The organism is Paenibacillus sp. NPDC101420 (assembly GCF_050277435.1).
In the GTDB taxonomy this organism is placed as follows: domain Bacteria; phylum Bacillota; class Bacilli; order Paenibacillales; family Paenibacillaceae; genus Paenibacillus_AQ.
The window spans coordinates 72623-90588 of the sequence record NZ_JBNNSE010000004.1; the positions used below are offsets into that span (position 1 = coordinate 72623).

A 17966-nucleotide genomic window follows, 5' to 3' on the forward strand; every position below is an offset into this window, starting at 1 on the left:
TTATTCCCTCTATAAATTAAGCGCATGAAAAACCCATGGAGGTTATAATAGATACAAAGAAGAACCGATGTTTGCTAACCAACAGTACAATAGACCCCGTATCTTACGATGGGTGGGGTCTATTTTTTTTGGCGTAAGGCTGTAATGGAAAAATTGTGGAGTCGGTATTATTGAAAGGTGATTTAAATGTTAAAAGCTTATGGTTGGCTCACTTTTTGTGTAGTCGTATGGGGCAGTAATTTTGTGTTTGGAAAGATCTTAGTTGAGGACTTCTCCCCCGGTCTATTAACTTCACTGAGGCTTTTATTTATAGTGTTATGTCTAGTAGGAATAACGGCTAACAAAAAGAATTTTAAGCTGGTGAGTAAATCGGATGTATTCCTAATTTTATCGCTAGGTGTTATTGGTGTGTTTATTAATCAATGGTCCTTTTTTAAAGGGCTGCAAACAGCTGATCCAACAACATCTGCAATCATTTTAGCTATGACTCCTATTTTAACTGGTTTGTTAGCGGCAGTTTTTTTAAAGGAAAGATTAACGATCCGTATGTTGATGGGGGCTATTCTAGCGATCATAGGCATTTATTTTGTCGTTGTAAAAGGGGGATCCTCCTCTTTGCATTTTGATAAAGGACTACTGTGGATTGTTGTAACGATGATAACCTTCGCCATTATGATTATTATGACTAGGGTACTCTCACAAAGAATAGATCCGCTCACGATTACTTTATATTCGAATCTGGTGGGCTTTATTGTATCGATCCCATTTGCCTTCTCGCTAGATACACCTTTACGAATGAGCTCGAATATTACAGATTGGGCTCTTCTGATCGGAACAGCTGTTGTTGTACATGGTGTAGCTACACTGGTTTGGAATAACAATATTCGCCATGTTGATGCTTCAAAAGCGTCTGTATTATCTAATTTAGAGCCTTTTGTAGCTATGATCATGGGATTGATATTACTGCATAAACCGATCACAGGTGTAGAAATATTAGGGTCTTTGTTCATTCTAGCAGGAGTTATGCTATCTACGTATCAACGAAAAATGCGATATAAGCAAACAATAGGCTGATTTTCTGAGTCTTTAGATGTTCTGAAGTTAATCAAGCAAATAAAACCATTTTATGGTATGTTTTTTGCGATGGATGTTATAACTTGGGAGCTGCATAAGGATGATAGGGAATACGACAGGGAATGCGACAGACAAAGAACGGACGATATTTGATCATGCTGGAAATACGATTAAGACAGAAGATCGAGAGATTCGAATTCTTGCCAAGTATGAAGAACCGCTGGTTGTCTTGCTAGGAAATGTGCTTAGCGATGAGGAGTGTAATGAGTTAATTGAATATTCTAGGCAACGATTGCAACGTTCAAGAATTGGTGAAGACCATGCGGTCAATCCGATTAGAACGAGCAGTGGTGTGTTCTGTGAGGAGAATGAGACGGTTACAAGAATCGAGAAACGATTCTCTCAAATTATGAATATTCCTATCGAGCATGGTGATGGCTTACAAGTTCTGCTGTATATCCCTGGCCAAGAGTATTTACCCCATCATGATTTCTTCACTCAAACGAGTCGCGCAAGTAGCAATAATCGAATTAGTACGCTCGTGATGTATTTGAATGATGTGGAGGAAGGTGGAGAAACAGCTTTCCCTATGCTTAATTTAACAGTGAGTCCTAACAAAGGTATGGCGGTCTACTTCGAATATTTTTACGATAATCATGAATTAAACGAGTCCACCTTGCATGCAGGTACGCCAGTGATCAAAGGCGAAAAGTGGGTTGCAACGATGTGGATGAGAAGACAAGTCCTTCGCTCATCATAGAGGTATGAACAGATACTATGTTCCACATGGAGTATCAGTAAAGACACCTTAAAAGGTGTCTTTTTTCATTTTAACGGCAATGTCTACTCCACCAAAACGCCATTAATGAACGTCATAGTTTTATCTTTGAATTCAAGGATAAATTTGTTTGGAAAATCCAGATCGGTTTGAATCTCCGTCCCCAACATAACTTTTTTTCCTACATCATCAAAGGGATTGTGAATCAAGCCTCTAGGGGTATACCTAGTTTCGGAACCGATCACATTATTATTTTCATCGCGGATAAATTTAGTTTTTCCTGAGAACACCAAGTCCTTGCCGTTTTCCAAAGTCAGATGAACCTCCAAATGAGTCTTTGTCTTCTGATAATCGATGGTCACATCTTTAGAGGACACAGGGAAGCCAATCACAAAAAGTCCAATAAGAGCTGCAGCCAGTATGATTACCGATAAGATGGAAAGGACGATTACCTTTATGTTTTTTGATTTCACCTTTTTAAAATAATTAAGATTGTTAACTTCTTCTTTATCAACAATAGGCACGTTTAGATTTGCTGTTGCGGTCATTTCATGATATGACTGAAGGCAGCTTTCGCAGGTTTGCAGATGTTTTTCAATCTCTTCGTTGCTATGTAAAGAGGTTAGCTTTTCGATATAGGAGGGCAATAAATCCTGAATGATCTCGCATTTCATGAAGATCTTCCTTTCATTAATTTTTGTTTTCCACGGTAAAAGGTAACTCTTGCCCAGGTTTCATCCCTTCCGAGAATTTCGCCAATTTCCCGAAAGCTGAACTCTCCGGTCAAACGCAGATACAATACTTCCTTGGTATTTGGATCAAGTAAATGAAGCTGTTTAAATAACTCCATTTTGTCTTGAGCTAAAATGAATTCAGTTTCTGTTGAATTTGTGTTAGAAAAAGGAGGGTCTTCTAATTCACAAGTCTTCCTTTTGTTCTGCTTGTCCAGTTCCTGATACCACACATGCTTAGCAATCTGACAAAGCCATACATATACTTTGCAGGTTCCATCGTATTTGTGTATGGACTTTATAGCTCTATAAAAGGTTTCTTGGGTGATTTCTTCTGCCAGTAAGTGATTATGACAAAAACTAAATACGAATTTATATACTTGGGTTGAATATTCCCTGTATAATTCCTCGTTGTCCTGCATCCGTTCACCTCCTCACTTTATATATCCGTAAAAAGCTATAAACGTTACAGCCTTTCTAAAATAATTATGAGTATAACGAAATAACGCCTCGGGTGTGTAGTATGATAAAAATCCTTAGAAATGTAAAAAAAGAAGGACTGCTTTTCCTCTATAATTAGATGAGATCTTATTGTACAAGTTACAAGGGGGCTCATAAATGACAATAAAGGTGAACCGACAGTTAAATGAAGGTCCTAAAATTCAAAAAGAACAAGATATTGTCACGAAAATGATTCGTATATATTGTAAGAAAAAACATCACCATAAGGGGCTTTGCAACGAATGTCAGGATCTAAACGATTATGCTCTGAAGAGGTTAGCTTATTGTAAGTTCGGGGAAGTGAAAACGGCTTGTGCTAAATGCCCTATTCATTGTTATAAACCGGAGTATCGTCAAAGAATAAAAGGGGTTATGCGTTTTTCAGGTCCATGGATGTTACTGTATCATCCCATTGAGTCAATTAGGCATATTCCATTACCCAATAAGCTGAGGAAATAAGTAAAAAACGGACATCATTTGATGCCCGTTTTAAGATCTAGCATTTTACGTTCTATTTTCCACTTGGCAGTAGTTTATTCAATAAGATCGCTGCCAATGAAGCCGCTAGGATAGGTGAGCCCAATAAATATTGCACGAATGAAGGTAAGGAATGCAAGTAGTCGCCAGGAATGAGTACCAAAGCTAACGTGATAATCATCGGTATTGCGATAATATACATTTCTTTCTCGCCAATCGTTACGTTCTTCATCACCTGTACACCATTAATTGCAATGATCCCGCAGACGATAGCGAAGACGCCGCCGATTACAGCGGATGGAATGGAAGAGATCAGAGCAGCTAATTTACCAGAACAACCGAAGAGGACAAACCATCCTCCTACTGCGAGGAAAACCCGGCGGGAGGCAACACCTGTGATGGAGATAATGCCCGCATTGGTAGAATAGCCTGTAACAGGTGTTGAACCGAGTGCAGAAGCAATAAGACAGCCAATCCCCTCACCGATAACCCCTTTATTAATATGTTCGTCTGTTAAAGGTTTATTGATTACGTTGCTGACAGCAAACCAGGTACCTGTTGTTTCAGCTAGCAGTACGAGATAAATAATAACCATGGTGATAATAGCCGAAAAGTTGAACGAGAATCCGAAATCTACAAAAGCGATACGAGGCATGCTAAACCAGTTCGCTTTGCTAATCGCTGAGAAATCTAACACACCCATCAAGTTAGCAGAGATACATCCAACTACTAACGCCATCATGACGGAAATAATTCGGAAGATCGATCCTTTATTACGGAACATAGAACCGAGAATCACGAATAAAAGGAGTGTACCTGCTGAAATAAGGGCTAACAAAACGTTCTGATTGATTGAAGCGCCTGAAGCTCCATAGATATTGTCTCTTATAGCAACAGGTAATAAAGAAAGACCAACTATGAATATGATCGTACCACCTACAATGGGTGGGATAAAGTTCTTAACGATTTTATTAAAGATCCCCACATAGCCCAAAATAATAACTAGAACCGCACCGATTAAGCTGGCACCTAACACGGAACTCCAACCCAGCTCCCCGCCGCCACTAGCGGCATAAATACTGACAATCGCACCAAGGGGAACATAAGATGGACCTTGCGCGATAGGAAGCTTCATACAGAAATAAGTCTGCACAATCGTTGCAAGTCCAGCAGCAATAAAGGTAGATTGAATCAAGGCGCTTGACTGATTCGGTTGTAAGCCGATTAACATTGCAATCAGGAAAGGAACTACATAAACGTCCATTGCCAATACATGTTGAAAGCCTAGGATGATGGATTTACCGAAGGAAACTTTTTCATCGGGTAGAACGGTTAATAGTTGTGACTTCAATGGCGCTTGATCTTGTACGTTTGCTTGTGTTTCCACTCAGATGCCCACCTTATATTTTCTAGTTTTATCGATCCTTAACGTGAATGAACCTTTTCACCCTGTACCCAGACTTCACGGATATTCTCAGGTCGAGCTAAATACATCATCTTTTGAAACACGTCCTCTAAATCTTCATTCCCATCAAAAATAGGCAATTTAGCCGATGGTAATTTCGTATCAATAATTTGAACATCCCATGTATAGCCTTCTAGTATCCGACCGATAGGTAAGCTTAAACTTTTACCACCGCCAGCAGTAGCAAGATAGAAAGCTTCATCAATCTTAATCCGTGATCCTAGTAATCCACGCTCTTGTGCAGGAAGGGAAGGATTAACGCCATCCTCTAGCATTCTTGAAGACATTACAGCCTGTCTTATGTTATCGAAGAGACTAGGTGAAAAACCGCCAGAAATATCAGACCCTAAACCAATCTCTACACCTTTGGAGTGGAAATGAGCGATAGGGATGACACTATTGGCAAAATAAGCGTTTGATATTGGACAATGCGCAATAGCCGTTCCTGTCTCCGCAAATAACTCTACATCCTCTTCTTCTAAAAAATTACAATGTGCCATTACAGATTTATCACGGAGTAGACCGAAATCATGCAAGGCAAAAGCATCGTTCTTCTGGAATCGTTCTTGTACATAACCATGTGCCCAATCACTTTCACTACAGTGCGATTGAATATGAGTATCATATTTGGCGGCTAAGTCTCCTAAACCTTGCAAAGCCTCATTTGTACAGCTAGGAATGAACCTAGGTGTCACTACTGGATAAACGCCTTGCTTAGTAGATTTGGCTAGTTCTTTTACCGCTAGTATAAATTCTTCTGTATCTTTAATTGCGGTGTCGGTGTCAGTGTCGCGATAGTATTCTGGATTTCCTTGAGGGTCGTCCATTACCACTTTTCCAACGAGTCCGCGTTGCCCTTTATCCGCACATATTTGGGCTAATAGTAAACTGGATTCTTTATGCACCGTTGCAAAATAAAGGGCTGTAGTAGTTCCGTTCGCGAGTAAAGTATCAACCACATCAGAGTAGACCTTTTTAGCAAAATCCAGGTCCGAAAACTTAGACTCCAGTGGGAAGGTGTACGTATTTAACCAATCATAGAGTGGAATATCTAATGCAGTTCCAGATTGAGCCCACTGCGGGGCGTGAACATGCAAGTCGATAAAGCCAGGCAAAAAATACTGACCTTCAGCTAATCGATGGAAGTTGTCTTGGTCTTGATAAGTAGCTAGTAAAGTTTGATAGTCGGGTTCTTCTGGTGAAACGATCTTTTCTATCATTCCATCTGTATTAATGCAGTAGAGATGGTCTTTTAAAATTTGAATTTCCTTTGGTGATTTGCTTGAAAATGAAGTGCCTAGGAATATTTGCATATATTCAGTCATGATTTCCGCCTTAATGTTCGTCTTTTGGTGTTCGTTTGTTATTATAATCCGTAAAAAATGATAAGTCTATACCTAAAGTCGAACGAACAAGGGGGTTAGGCGCTGAATTATGCTCTGATTAGATCAAAATTGTTAGGATTACGTAAAATGTATGCGGTTACTTACTTATGCTATAATACATATAGATAAATAAGGTTAAGCGCTTAAGAAAAATGGGTTAGGAGTGTTACTGAAATGAGAAGATATAACTTTTGGCGTCCGATCATGCTAATTATTGTCGCGTTGCTTACGAGAAGCCTGGTGACTAACGTATGTATTTTGTTTGGTATGCAGACTGAAGTAGCGAGTAGTATAGGTACGCTGGGCATGGTCATCGCCGGTTTAGTGATGTATAATCGCATGAACATTCGTCGTCGAAAATAACGAACAGATTTCTAGAATCCGATCTATTTGGTTAATTAATAAGATATGAAATTAGCGCAGGAGCATTTGCTGACCCGTTATACATAAAAATAAATCCATCGGGATTTGTTTTTAGGACATAGCCAGTATCATAGAAAATAATGAAAAGGACACCCTTAAGGGTGTCTTTTTTGGGTTGTTCAAGTAACTATACAAAATAATTATAGTCATTCTTTCATCTTTACCACTGTAAATATATGTGAGTAAATAGGTGGGTAAAGAAAGGGGAGAAAAAGAATGCCATATGTTGATAAACTTCCCAAGTCTATAGAAATGCAGCTTACGGAACAACCGTTATTCCACTTTGGATCTGATTTAATGAAAGATGGACAGTTCGGTGAGCAATGGCTTGTATTGACAGAGAAGGAAGTGTCCGTTTGGGGAACGGACGGGAGAATGGTTTCGAAGTTTTTTGTTTCGAGCATAACCGATGCTCGAGTAGTAGGTGGGGTAGGAGGCGGTTCGTTACTTGTAGATACTAAAGAGGGTCCAATCATTCTTATACGTTATACCGCATCGCTTACCTCTATATTTGGATATGCGTCTAAATTAATTGCTGCTGTAGCTAAAGGGGAGGAGCGGCCAACGGCTTCTGAAAAAGAATTTCCAAGACATTGTCCGAAATGCCGCAATCCGCTACCTGACGATTCTCAGACCTGTCCGGTGTGTAAAAGTAACGGCAAGGTTCTATTTCGAATGTTAGGTTACGCTAAGCCGTATAAAATCCAAATGATCGCAGCAGCGATTATGCTGATTTTCACTACATTGATAGAGCTTGTTCCACCTTTTTTGACGAAAATGATTGTAGATAACGTGCTAACAAAAAAGGACATGGGTTCAACGTTGCTATGGATTGTAATTGGGCTTGCAGCCACCTCTCTGGTGGTTACTCTAATGCAGACTGTACGTGGACTTATCGGAGTATGGATTGGCTCAAAAATTATGGGTGATCTGCGTCATGATGTGTATCATTCCTTGATGAAATTGTCGTTATCTTTCTTCGATCGAAGACAGTCTTCGCAATTCATTGGACGGGTAAATAATGACTCTGAGGCGATGCGGCAATTCATGACAGATGGCGTAATATGGGTCTCAGGTGAATCATTAAGGGTGATCGCAATCTTCGCCATTATGTTTAGTATGGATTGGAAGCTAACACTGCTAGCCATGCTGCCTATGCCGCTTATGGTAGTACTATCGACTGTATTATGGCCGATGATTGGCAGACGGTGGTACCAGCAGTGGAGATCTATTTTTAGACTAAACGCTCTGGTTGGCGATTCTTTGCAGGGGATTCGTGTGGTTAAAGCATTTGGTCAGGAAACTACGGAAATGTCACGTTATACTGTCGCTAATAAGGAATTGGTGCGGCACAATATCCGGATTGAAGGCTTGTGGCAGGGAATGTTTCCCGCCTTTGCGTTAGTTGCTGGCGTAGGTACGCTATTAATTTGGTATTACGGCGGCAGAACGGTGCTTGATGGACAGTTATCTATTGGTACACTAATCGCTTTGGTGACTTACCTCGGGATGCTCCTCGGACCTTTGCAGTGGGTAAGTCAAATGATCAATTGGGCCAGTCATGCGATTTCAGCTGCAGATCGGGTTTTTGAAATTATGGATACACCATCCGATGTGCCTGATACTACGAACCCAGCTGATATTGGTCGTGTTAATGGTGAGGTAGAGTTTAAACAGGTCACTTATGGATACGAAAAGCATCACCCTGTGCTCAAGAACGTGGATTTAAAAGTAGGTGCAGGAGAGATGATTGGTCTGGTCGGACATTCAGGTGCTGGGAAGTCGACCTTCATCAACATGATTTGCCGATTCTATGACACAGATGAGGGTACCATCACCATCGACGGGGTGGATATCCGAAATATTAGCCAGTCTGACCTTCGGAGTCAGATCGGTGTAGTGCTGCAGGAGACATTCCTGTTCGACGGCACGATTGCTGAGAATATCGCTTATTCTAAACCGGACGCTACAGAGCTGGAAATTATGCGTGCTGCTAAAATTGCCAATGCACATGACTTCATCGTTCAGCTACCTGATGGCTATGACACAAGGGTAGGTGAACGTGGGCATAAGTTATCCGGAGGGGAGAAGCAGCGAGTGTCTATTGCCCGAGCAATAATTCACGATCCGCGGATTCTAATTCTGGACGAAGCAACGGCTTCTGTGGATACAGTGACTGAGCGGCAAATCCAAGAAGCGATCTCGCGTCTGGTTAAAGGTAGAACGACATTCGCCATTGCTCATCGATTGTCCACTTTAAGAAATGCCAATCGGCTCGTCGTGCTGGAACGCGGTAAGATTATTGAGGTGGGTACGCATGAAGAATTGCTAGCAGTAGAAGGGGCTTACTTTAAACTGGTCGAAGCACAGAAAGAAATGTCCCAGATCAAGGGGGTAGAAGTGCATGAGTGATCCAATCAGCGTCAGTGATGAATTGAAAGCTCAAGATAAAGATCCCTATGAAATTAACATTTTTGAACCGGGTCTGATTTCCTTTAGCCGTAGTCAAGGTGGGGTGTTTCAAGGGGTAATAGAAGGTAAGGTTTATGAAGAACTAATCCTTTTTCGTATATTTCCTTTTCAATACAACACCCAGTATATTTCTGTGAGAAATTCTAAGAGTGAGGAGATTGGTGTCATTCGTGACATTGATCAGCTGGATGAGGAAAGTCGGGGGGAAGTGGACAAAGAATTGCAGCTGCGATACTTTCTTCCCGTTGTGACCCGAATTGATTCCATCAAACAGAAGGCAGATATGTGGATTTGGGAGCTACAAACGAATCTGGGGCAGACCCGTATCGTTATGCGTAACCTGCATGAGCATATGCAATACCCGAGTCTTTACCGCATCATTCTTACTGACGTCAACGGAAAAAGATGCGAAATTCGTGATTATTCCACTTTGGATATTCAGAGTCGGAAAAAGCTGAAAGACGTTTTATAGTGGAAGAAGCAAAGTGCTTGGTAGTTTATACTACTGAGCACTTTTTTGAACTGTGTAAACATCCGCGGTTATCCCTTCTTTATGATGAGGAAACGCATTAGATTGGAGCAAATTTGTCACTAAACTTCCAGTATATGTGGTAATATATTACAACTAGATGATTACTATATGGGAGGTATGTGAGTGAAGCATAAATGGATGAACTCGCCGTACACCTTTGCATTAGGGATGTTTGCGATGATGGTTCCCAGTCAGGCTTTTAGTTCTTTTTACAGTTATTTTTATGTGGAGAAATTGGGCTTGGGCATTGGACTTGCTACACTGGCCAGAACAATCTTTCTGATCTGGGATGCGGTGAATAATCCGCTGTTTGGATACTGGTCAGACCGCACAAATACCCGCTATGGTCGGCGTAGACCCTGGGTGTTCGGCTCGATTCCGCTATTTATGCTGGCGTTTGTGCTGGTGTTCTCTCCACCCGGCGGATTATCTGAAAATGGACTCTTCACTTGGTTTCTAGTGACGCTTATTTTTTATGAGGCTGTGGCTACGGTCTTATGGGTGAACTATGGCGCACTGCTTCCGGAGCTCTTCCGTGGAGATCGTATTCGGGCGAAAGCCTCTGCGATTCAGCAAGGGTATCAAGTGGTTGCTCTGTTAATCGGTACGGCTCTAACGCCAATCCTTTTCGCAGCGATTAACTTCTCTAATATGGCTATTGTGTATGCCTGTGTCTTCGGCGTGTTTATGTTTTTATGTATGATGAATGTCCAAGAGAAGAAAGAGACTACTAAGACCGAACCTTTAAAGCTCATTCCGGCTTTTCGGGAGACGATTCGGAATAAGAAGTTCTGGGTGTTTAATATTTCGAACTCTTTTGCCCAAACGGTTAATGGACTTGTAAGCTCGATGATTCCCTTTTATGCAAAATATGTTCTACATATTTCAGAAGCACAGGTATCTATTATGCTCGCGGCTGTCTTTGTCTCGGTCATTCCGCTAGTGTTTGTGTGGTACTGGATCATTCGTAAGATGGATGGGGTCAAGGCATGGCGGCTATCGCTTATCCTATATGCTTTATCTGTCATTCCGCTATGGTTCGGTTATGATCTCGTAAGTGGTGTGGCCGCTGGCATTGTTGTCGGTTTCGGATTAGCAGGATTTCTAGTAACCCCAGCGATCGTAGGTGGCAAAATTATCGATGAGGATGCAGAGAAGACCGGTCTGAGAAGAGAAGGTATCTATACTGCGGTAAGCGGATTCATCACTCGTTCAAGCGGATTAATCTCGGCGTTGGCCTTTTTTATAGTAGGAATGATCTTTGGTTATAAGGGTGGCGATGACCCAGGGTCTGATCCAGAAGCAACGTTCCGGTATTTAATAAGTGTAGTGCCGTTATGTCTACTAGCCATATCTGTTATCATATCTTTTACTATTAAATTTACATTTACGGGGCAATTGAGAGGTGATGCTGACTATGAGCAAAAGATTAATCATCAATTGTGATGATTTTGGGCAAAGCCCTGCCATGAATCAGGCGATTATGCATCTATTAGAAGAGGGAAAAGTATCTTCAGCGACGATAATGGCGGTGGCCCCTGGATTCGAGGAGGCGGCTAGATGGTGTAGCCGTAGGCAACAACGAAATGTGGGCCTTCATTTGACGATGACTAGTGAGTTTGAGGCTTTACGCTGGAGCAGCCTGACGGGGGACTCTTCACTACATGACGATGGCGGGCATCAATATAAGACGGTAAAAGAGTTTGAGCAGGGGGCGCAGACAAAAGCTGTGCTGAAGGAGATTGTTGCGCAGTATGAGAGAGTGAAAAAATCGGGAATAGTGATTAGTCATGTAGACAACCATATGGGAAGTTTATATGGCATGGAAACGGGACGTAGCTTGCTCCCGCAGACGTTGTGGAGAATTTCGCGCTGGGGATTGCCATCACGGTTCTTTCGATACATCCATCCAGAGGATCCTCTTCTGGGATCGTTGAAAAATATTGAACGTCCTGTTGCACTTGGATCCGGGCTGGCCGATACACTTGGAGTCCCGATTCCTGATTACTTGTTGTCGCATCCTTTTGGTGTGGAAGAGGGTGAGACGTACGATCGTTTCAAACAATCCATTATTGCCAAGATGTATTCGCTACCTGATGGTGTTAGTGAAACCTATATTCATCCCGGAATCGACGATCCGTGGATGCTTGCAAATATACCACATTGGGAGAAGCGAGTCTGGGAATACCGTCTACCCTTTGATGATGATTTTACCTATGCGATTCGTGATGCTAGTGTTGAATTAACGGACTATCGCTATGTACAGGAGCATTTGAAGCGCCCACGAGTAAAATCTGCGGGGAGACTGTTGAAGAAACTGATAAGTTCATGAGGAAAATAAAAAGACACCTTGAGGGGTGTCTTTTGACTATCCCATTAAACCCTTCAGTCCATTCAAGAATGGAGAAATAGATTTAATCATATTATAGCCCATTTTCACAACCGGCATGGTTCTTTGGATCATCCCTACGAAGCCCATAATTCTACCGAATCCTGAAGCGCCTGAACTTGCAGCCTCGGCAGCCCCTGCAGCTCCTCCTCCCATTCCAAAAAGTGAGCCGAATAACGGCATGAGTCCTGATACGTTCGCTTTCCGGGAGCGGGAAGAAGTGTGTTTTTTTGATTTTTTGTTTTTATTTTTACGTGGTTTGGAGAGGGTCAATCCATCCTTATCGAGGCCAGTTATCCATCCTACATACGTACGTCCATCATGAAGCGTAACGCACACAGGTCTACCCTTGAGCTGTTCAGCTCGCTTGCGAATTTTTGCTCTGTTTGACATTTGTGGATCACCTCATTGGTCTATTTAATTATATATTACTCAGATATTCCGGTGTTGCTTGTGCGGGTTCATCATTAATATGAAAAGAAAGTCCAAAAAAATGGATGAGAAAAATTTATACACAAATATTGATCTCAAAGGTCTCTTATTATAGTCAAAGCAACAGAAGCTGATAGATCGAATGAATGAACAACGCTATAGTCCCAAGTATCTCTCGTGAAAGTCCATTGCATTTATAAAGGTGTTCTTCCGCTTATACGATTCGAATACCAATTAGTGAAGGGGGTGGAAGGATGTTATCTGCATGGATTGGGAGTATTACTTTTGCGGGAGCGGCGATTCTTTACATATTACTGTCTTTAGGATTACCTTATGGTGAATTTGCAATGGGTGGCAAACATAGAATCATGCCCTTACAGATGAGGATTGCGTGTGCGATCTCAGTTGTTATACAACTGATTGCAATCTTGTACTTGTTGCAGGCAGGCAACGTGATTTCTATTGGATTACCTTTTGATAGAGGCGTATGTTACTTTTTTACAGTCTATCTAATTCTCAATACCGTAATGAATATATTATCGAAGAGTAGAAAAGAAAGACTTGTGATGACACCTTTGTCTTTAATCACGGCAATTTGTTTTGGGTTTACTGCCATCATGAGTGGGTCTTGAGAGAGTTATTATCAGATAAAGATTCGACGTGTTTTGATTTTATGTATGCGCTTTCTTGGGACGCACCTATATAAGGTGTGTTTTTTTATATGTCTAGAGACTCTTGATCTAATAAAATAACAATGTGACCTAGGTCTTTCTTCACACGTTAATATATTTGACACGAATATATATTAATTTTACAATCCTATACTTTTTCGTCATGTTTGTGTGATATAATATCACCGAAATTATGTAAAAACTACTAGGGGGAATAAATCTTTATGGGATGGAAGACACGATGGAACAAGCCTCTCGCTTCTGTACTAGCAACTGCAGTGCTTTCAGCACAGGTACTAGGTGGAGTCGTTTTGGGTACGGTTTGGAGTCCGGATAAAGCCGAAGCCGCATCCGATGCCACAGCCAAACTCCGGTTGATGAGCACCACGGACGTACACACCAATGTCTACGGCTGGGACTATTTTAAGAATGCAGCCTCTACAACTGTAGGACTCGATCGGACAGCTACGTTGGTTACTTATGCTAGAAGCGAATATCCTCTTAATAATCTTCTGCTCGACAACGGGGATCTGATTCAAGGTACACCATTGGGGACTTACATTGCGAACGAAAGTAACCTTATGGAATCAAAGACCAAGCTACACCCTATGATTGCGGCTATGAATATTATGGAATATGATGTTGCGACTTTTGGTAATCATGAATTCAACTATGGGCTGGATTTCTTGAAACGTACTATTAAGGGCAGTGCTAATAATCCATTGAGTGGTGCCGACTTCCCCTATGTAAATGCCAATATATATATTGATGATAAAGATGGTAACCCAGACAATGACGTAAATGCTTTTGAACCTTATGTCATTATCGACAAGACTATTATGGATAGCGATAACCAACCTCAGAAAATTAGGGTCGGCGTGCTTGGCCTTGTAACCCCTCAGATTATGGAATGGGACAAGGTTAATCTGGAAGGTCATGTCATCGTCAAGGACATTGCAGAAACTGCAGCGAAATTTGTTCCTATCCTGAAGAGTGAGAATGTCGATGTAATCGTAGCAATGGCACATACCGGCTTCGATGCAACTGCAGTTGCAGGTACTGATGCAGAAAATGCTATTAATCTTTTAAGTAAAGTTGACGGCATCGATGCGATTACCTTCTCACACACCCACAAAGTGTTCCCGACAAGTGATAATAAATCCCTCGATGCTTCTTTCAAGGACCCACTAACGGGACTGCCGTATAATAGCGCTCAATCTGTTGTTGATAATGTCTACGGCCACATTAATAGTACTCCAGCTGTGCAAGCAGGTTATGGTGGAGGTTATCTGGGGCTGATTGATCTTAACCTAGTGAAGGAGAACGGCAAATGGAAAGTCGACAAAGAAAACTCTAAAGCCTCGACCCGTTCCATAGCCGATACAAAACCAGATCCTGCTATAGATGCTGCTGTTGCAGCAGACCACCAGGCAACTATTGACTACACAGGTCAAGAGCTAGGCGTTACTACTGCTTCGATGAATAGTTATTTTGCAATGGTTCAGGACGATCCTACAGTGCAAATCGTTACCAATGCCCAAAAGTGGTATGTGGAGAAGTATATTAACACTAACCTTCCACAGTATAAAAATCTTCCGATTCTTAGCGTAGGTGCTCCTTTCAAGGCTGGACGTAACGGCCCTTCGGAGTACACGAGTATTGAGAAAGGTCCACTGACGATTCGCAGTGCAAGTGACTTGTATCTGTATGACAACACGCTGAAAGCTATTAAAGTTAAAGGGTCTGTTGTTAAGGAATGGGTTGAAATGAGTGCGGGTGCGTTTAATACCATCAAAGTGGAGAGTGCAGCACCACAAAGCCTGCTTAATGACAAATTTGCTGTATATAACTTCGATGTTATTGATGGCATTAAGTACACAATTGATGTAACCAAAGCTGCAAAATACACTCCTTCTGGTGAGATTAATGATGCCTTATCGAGTCGTGTGAAGCAAATTACTTATAAAGGTAAAACTTTGGATCCGAACCAAGATTTCATTGTTGTGACTAACAACTACCGCGCAAGTGGTGGAGGGAACTTTCCGGGTGTGAAAGGTTCAGAGATTCTAGTCGATTCTCAGGATGAGAATCGTCAGATCCTTATGGACTACATCAGAGAAGTAGGTACCATTGATCCTTCTGCGGATGGTAACTGGTCATTGGCACCTATTTTAAAAGATGTGAATATCACCTTTACTTCATCACCAGAAGCGGCAAAAGTTACTATGCCAGCCAACATTGAAGACACTGGCGAAAAAGATATTAAGGGGTTTAGTATTTATAAGCTTGCTCTCCCAGCTAAGGATGTTGAAGTTCACCTACTCGGAATCAATGATTTCCACGGACAACTGGATACAGTTTCTGTTGTGAATGACAAAAATGTGGGAACAGCTGCAATTCTTGCAACTTATCTGAATGAAGCACAGGCTAAATATGACAACTCCTTGCTCTTTCATAATGGGGATTCTGTTGGTGCGTCAGCTCCAGTATCTTCACTTGAGCGTGATGAGCCAACGATTGAGTGGATGAACATGATGAGATTTGATGTTGGATCATTGGGGAACCATGAATTTGACCAAGGTGTCGATGCATTAATGACACAATTGAACGGCGGAAAAGACCCTAAGGACAGTAATGTTATACACAAGGGTACAAATTTTGACTATGTCAATGCAAACGCGGTGAAAGCCGACACCCGCGAACCGATTATTAAACCTTATGTAATCAAAGAAGTGGGTGGTGTAAAGATCGGCTTTATTGGACTTGTGACGAAGGCTACACCAAGCAAAGTTTCACCTTCCGGCACAGAAGGTGTATATTTCCTCACACCTGATGAGGAAGTAGCGGCTGTTGAAAAATATGCGAAGGAGCTCCAATCTGAGGGCGTAGAGACGATTGTTGTGCTTGCACATGATCCTGCCACTACTAAAAATGGAGTTACTACAGGTGAAGCTGCTGATCTGGCCAGAGCACTTCCTGCTGATTCTCCGGTTGATGTTATCGTTGCTGGTGACAACCATGGTCTGGCAAACGGAACTGTAAACGGTAAGCTGATTGTACAAGCGTATTCTTACGGTATGGCATTTGAAGATATTAAGCTGACCATTGATCCTAAAACGGGTGATGTGAAGGACAAGTCTGCTGTAGTAACGTACACCAATCACGATGGTGTAACACCAGATCCGGAAAGTGTGGCACTGGTAAATGCTTACCTTGAGAAGCATCCTGAACTTACCCAACCAGTGGGTACAACAGACGGAACTATCACTCGTACCGATGCTTACACCAAAGAAAGCGCACTTGGTAATTTGATCGCTGACGCTATGCGTACTGCTGACTTCGATGACAAAGCAGGTGCTGCTGATTTTGCCTTTATGAATCCAGGTGGTATCCGTGCAGATCTTCCGAAAGGCCCTGTAACCTTTGGCGATCTCGCTAAAATCCAGCCATTCGGTAATACACTAGTGAAGCTGACGCTAACTGGAGCACAGATCAAAACATTACTTCAGCAGCAATGGAATGTGACAGCTGACGGAAAACCAGATATCAAGACGTTACAAATTTCCGGACTGAAATATACAGCGAATATGTATCTTCCAGTAAAGGATCGTGTTGCGAATCTTACTTTGACTAATGGAACACCAATTGATCCTATGCAGAAATATACGGCAGTAGTGAATAACTTTATGGCTGCGGGTGGAGATAACTACAAGGTTCTGACTGAAGCGAGTGATTCTCTGGCTGGTCCGATTGATTTGGACGTATTCTACGATTACATTGTGAAGACGTTTGATCGCAAAGAGATCAAGGCGGCAATTGAAGGTCGTATTACTAACAAAGAGAAGGCTGATGATACGGGATCAGGCAATGGCGATGGAGGTTCTAATGTTGTAACTCCAACACCTACTCCAACCGTGAAACCAACAGCAACACCAGCACCAACAGCAACACCAGCGCCAGCGCCAACTACTGCTCCAGCAGCAAGCTTCAAAGATCTGGGTAAGGTAGCTTGGGCGCAAGAAGCTATTCAAGCATTGGCTGCTAAGGGCATTATAAAAGGATTGGATGCAAATACTTTTGCGCCAACTAAAACAGTGACTAGAGCAGAGTTTATTACTATGCTGGTACGCGCACTGAATCTGACGGGTTCGGCAACAACCAGTTCATTCAGCGATGTTAAGCAAGGAGTTTGGTACACGGATTCTATCGCCCTTGCGGTCAAGGCCGGACTTGTAAAAGGCTCTGGAAATGGTAAATTTGAACCGGGTCGTGAAGTGACTCGTGAAGAAATGGCTATTATGATTGCTAATGCATTGAAAGATAAACTACAGCCGATTGATAAGAATGCAGCGCTGGGCAAGTTTGCAGACAAGTCCAGTATTGCTCCTTACGCACAGGACGCTATAGCACAACTGACCCAATTGGGGATTGTTAACGGTGTTGAGGGTGGTAAATTTGCACCTAAGGGCATAGCTAACCGCGCTCAAGCGGCAGTCATTATCTACCGTATGCTTGAACAAGCTTCATAATCCGATAGTTCTTCTAAAAAGTGTATCGATGATCCCTAATAGGGACTCGGTACACTTTTTCTTTTTACATTAGGTATTGCCCTTTGCGCTAATATATGATAATTTAG

At 42.0% G+C, this 17966-nt stretch carries 15 protein-coding genes; 10 read left to right on the forward strand and 5 right to left on the reverse strand.

Annotation, left to right across the window (positions count from 1 at the left end):
* The first annotated feature begins 186 nt into the window (after nucleotides 1–186).
* Both ACQKMP_RS18275 and ACQKMP_RS18280 read left to right on the forward strand, forming a co-directional pair.
* On the forward strand, nucleotides 187–1074 hold the full coding sequence (locus ACQKMP_RS18275; protein WP_427470329.1) for a DMT family transporter: 888 nt from the start codon (nucleotides 187–189) through the stop codon (nucleotides 1072–1074).
* 103 nt (nucleotides 1075–1177) lie between these two features.
* Nucleotides 1178–1834, forward strand: coding sequence for a 2OG-Fe(II) oxygenase (locus tag ACQKMP_RS18280; protein ID WP_371915751.1), 657 nt, complete (start codon nucleotides 1178–1180; stop codon nucleotides 1832–1834).
* 83 nt (nucleotides 1835–1917) lie between these two features.
* Here the strand turns inward: ACQKMP_RS18280 and ACQKMP_RS18285 are convergent, their stop codons facing one another.
* On the reverse strand, nucleotides 1918–2526 hold the full coding sequence (locus ACQKMP_RS18285; protein WP_427470331.1) for a zf-HC2 domain-containing protein: 609 nt from the start codon (nucleotides 2524–2526) through the stop codon (nucleotides 1918–1920).
* Nucleotides 2523–3005, reverse strand: a complete 483-nt coding sequence (locus ACQKMP_RS18290; RefSeq protein WP_379424849.1) for an RNA polymerase sigma factor — start codon at nucleotides 3003–3005, stop codon at nucleotides 2523–2525. Before ACQKMP_RS18290 ends, ACQKMP_RS18285 begins: the two co-directional genes overlap by 4 nt.
* Before the next feature lie 196 nt (nucleotides 3006–3201).
* Here ACQKMP_RS18290 and ACQKMP_RS18295 point away from each other — a divergent pair, with 196 nt between their 5' ends.
* Nucleotides 3202–3543, forward strand: a complete 342-nt coding sequence (locus ACQKMP_RS18295) for a nitrous oxide-stimulated promoter family protein (RefSeq protein ID WP_076299956.1) — start codon at nucleotides 3202–3204, stop codon at nucleotides 3541–3543.
* 52 nt (nucleotides 3544–3595) lie between these two features.
* On the opposite strand, the gene ACQKMP_RS18300 is transcribed toward ACQKMP_RS18295, so the two are convergent.
* Nucleotides 3596–4948 (reverse strand): uracil-xanthine permease family protein, encoded by a 1353-nt coding sequence (locus tag ACQKMP_RS18300; RefSeq protein WP_042184073.1) that lies wholly within the window; start codon nucleotides 4946–4948, stop codon nucleotides 3596–3598.
* Nucleotides 4949–4986: 38 nt separating this feature from the next.
* The gene (gene guaD / locus ACQKMP_RS18305; protein ID WP_427470334.1) at nucleotides 4987–6351 is read right to left on the reverse strand and encodes a guanine deaminase; all 1365 of its coding nucleotides are present in this window, start codon (nucleotides 6349–6351) and stop codon (nucleotides 4987–4989) included.
* A 234-nt stretch (nucleotides 6352–6585) separates the two neighbouring features.
* On the opposite strand from guaD, the gene ACQKMP_RS18310 reads away from it, so the two are divergent.
* The 5 genes from ACQKMP_RS18310 (at nucleotide 6586) to ACQKMP_RS18330 (ending at nucleotide 12170) form a co-directional block, all read left to right on the forward strand.
* On the forward strand, nucleotides 6586–6774 hold the full coding sequence (locus ACQKMP_RS18310) for a hypothetical protein (RefSeq protein WP_042184077.1): 189 nt from the start codon (nucleotides 6586–6588) through the stop codon (nucleotides 6772–6774).
* A gap of 276 nt (nucleotides 6775–7050) precedes the next feature.
* The gene (locus tag ACQKMP_RS18315; RefSeq protein WP_339244301.1) at nucleotides 7051–9246 is read left to right on the forward strand and encodes an ABC transporter ATP-binding protein; all 2196 of its coding nucleotides are present in this window, start codon (nucleotides 7051–7053) and stop codon (nucleotides 9244–9246) included.
* Entirely contained in the window at nucleotides 9239–9778 is a 540-nt protein-coding gene (locus ACQKMP_RS18320) for a DUF1854 domain-containing protein (RefSeq protein WP_042184081.1), read from the forward strand. Before ACQKMP_RS18315 ends, ACQKMP_RS18320 begins: the two co-directional genes overlap by 8 nt.
* 183 nt (nucleotides 9779–9961) lie before the next feature.
* Nucleotides 9962–11284 carry an MFS transporter gene (locus ACQKMP_RS18325; protein ID WP_427470337.1) on the forward strand — a complete coding sequence of 441 codons (1323 nt, stop codon included), beginning with the start codon at nucleotides 9962–9964 and terminating at the stop codon, nucleotides 11282–11284.
* The gene (locus ACQKMP_RS18330) at nucleotides 11256–12170 is read left to right on the forward strand and encodes a polysaccharide deacetylase family protein (RefSeq protein ID WP_427470339.1); all 915 of its coding nucleotides are present in this window, start codon (nucleotides 11256–11258) and stop codon (nucleotides 12168–12170) included. The genes ACQKMP_RS18325 and ACQKMP_RS18330 overlap by 29 nt, the downstream gene beginning before the upstream one ends.
* A gap of 36 nt (nucleotides 12171–12206) precedes the next feature.
* On the opposite strand, the gene ACQKMP_RS18335 is transcribed toward ACQKMP_RS18330, so the two are convergent.
* Nucleotides 12207–12620, reverse strand: a complete 414-nt coding sequence (locus ACQKMP_RS18335) for a hypothetical protein (protein WP_427470341.1) — start codon at nucleotides 12618–12620, stop codon at nucleotides 12207–12209.
* Between the two features lie 293 nt (nucleotides 12621–12913).
* Here ACQKMP_RS18335 and ACQKMP_RS18340 point away from each other — a divergent pair, with 293 nt between their 5' ends.
* Both ACQKMP_RS18340 and ACQKMP_RS18345 read left to right on the forward strand, forming a co-directional pair.
* Nucleotides 12914–13291, forward strand: a complete 378-nt coding sequence (locus ACQKMP_RS18340; RefSeq protein WP_042184089.1) for a hypothetical protein — start codon at nucleotides 12914–12916, stop codon at nucleotides 13289–13291.
* 263 nt (nucleotides 13292–13554) lie between these two features.
* The gene (locus tag ACQKMP_RS18345) at nucleotides 13555–17859 is read left to right on the forward strand and encodes a bifunctional 2',3'-cyclic-nucleotide 2'-phosphodiesterase/3'-nucleotidase (RefSeq protein WP_427470343.1); all 4305 of its coding nucleotides are present in this window, start codon (nucleotides 13555–13557) and stop codon (nucleotides 17857–17859) included.
* Nucleotides 17860–17966: the final 107 nt, after the last annotated feature.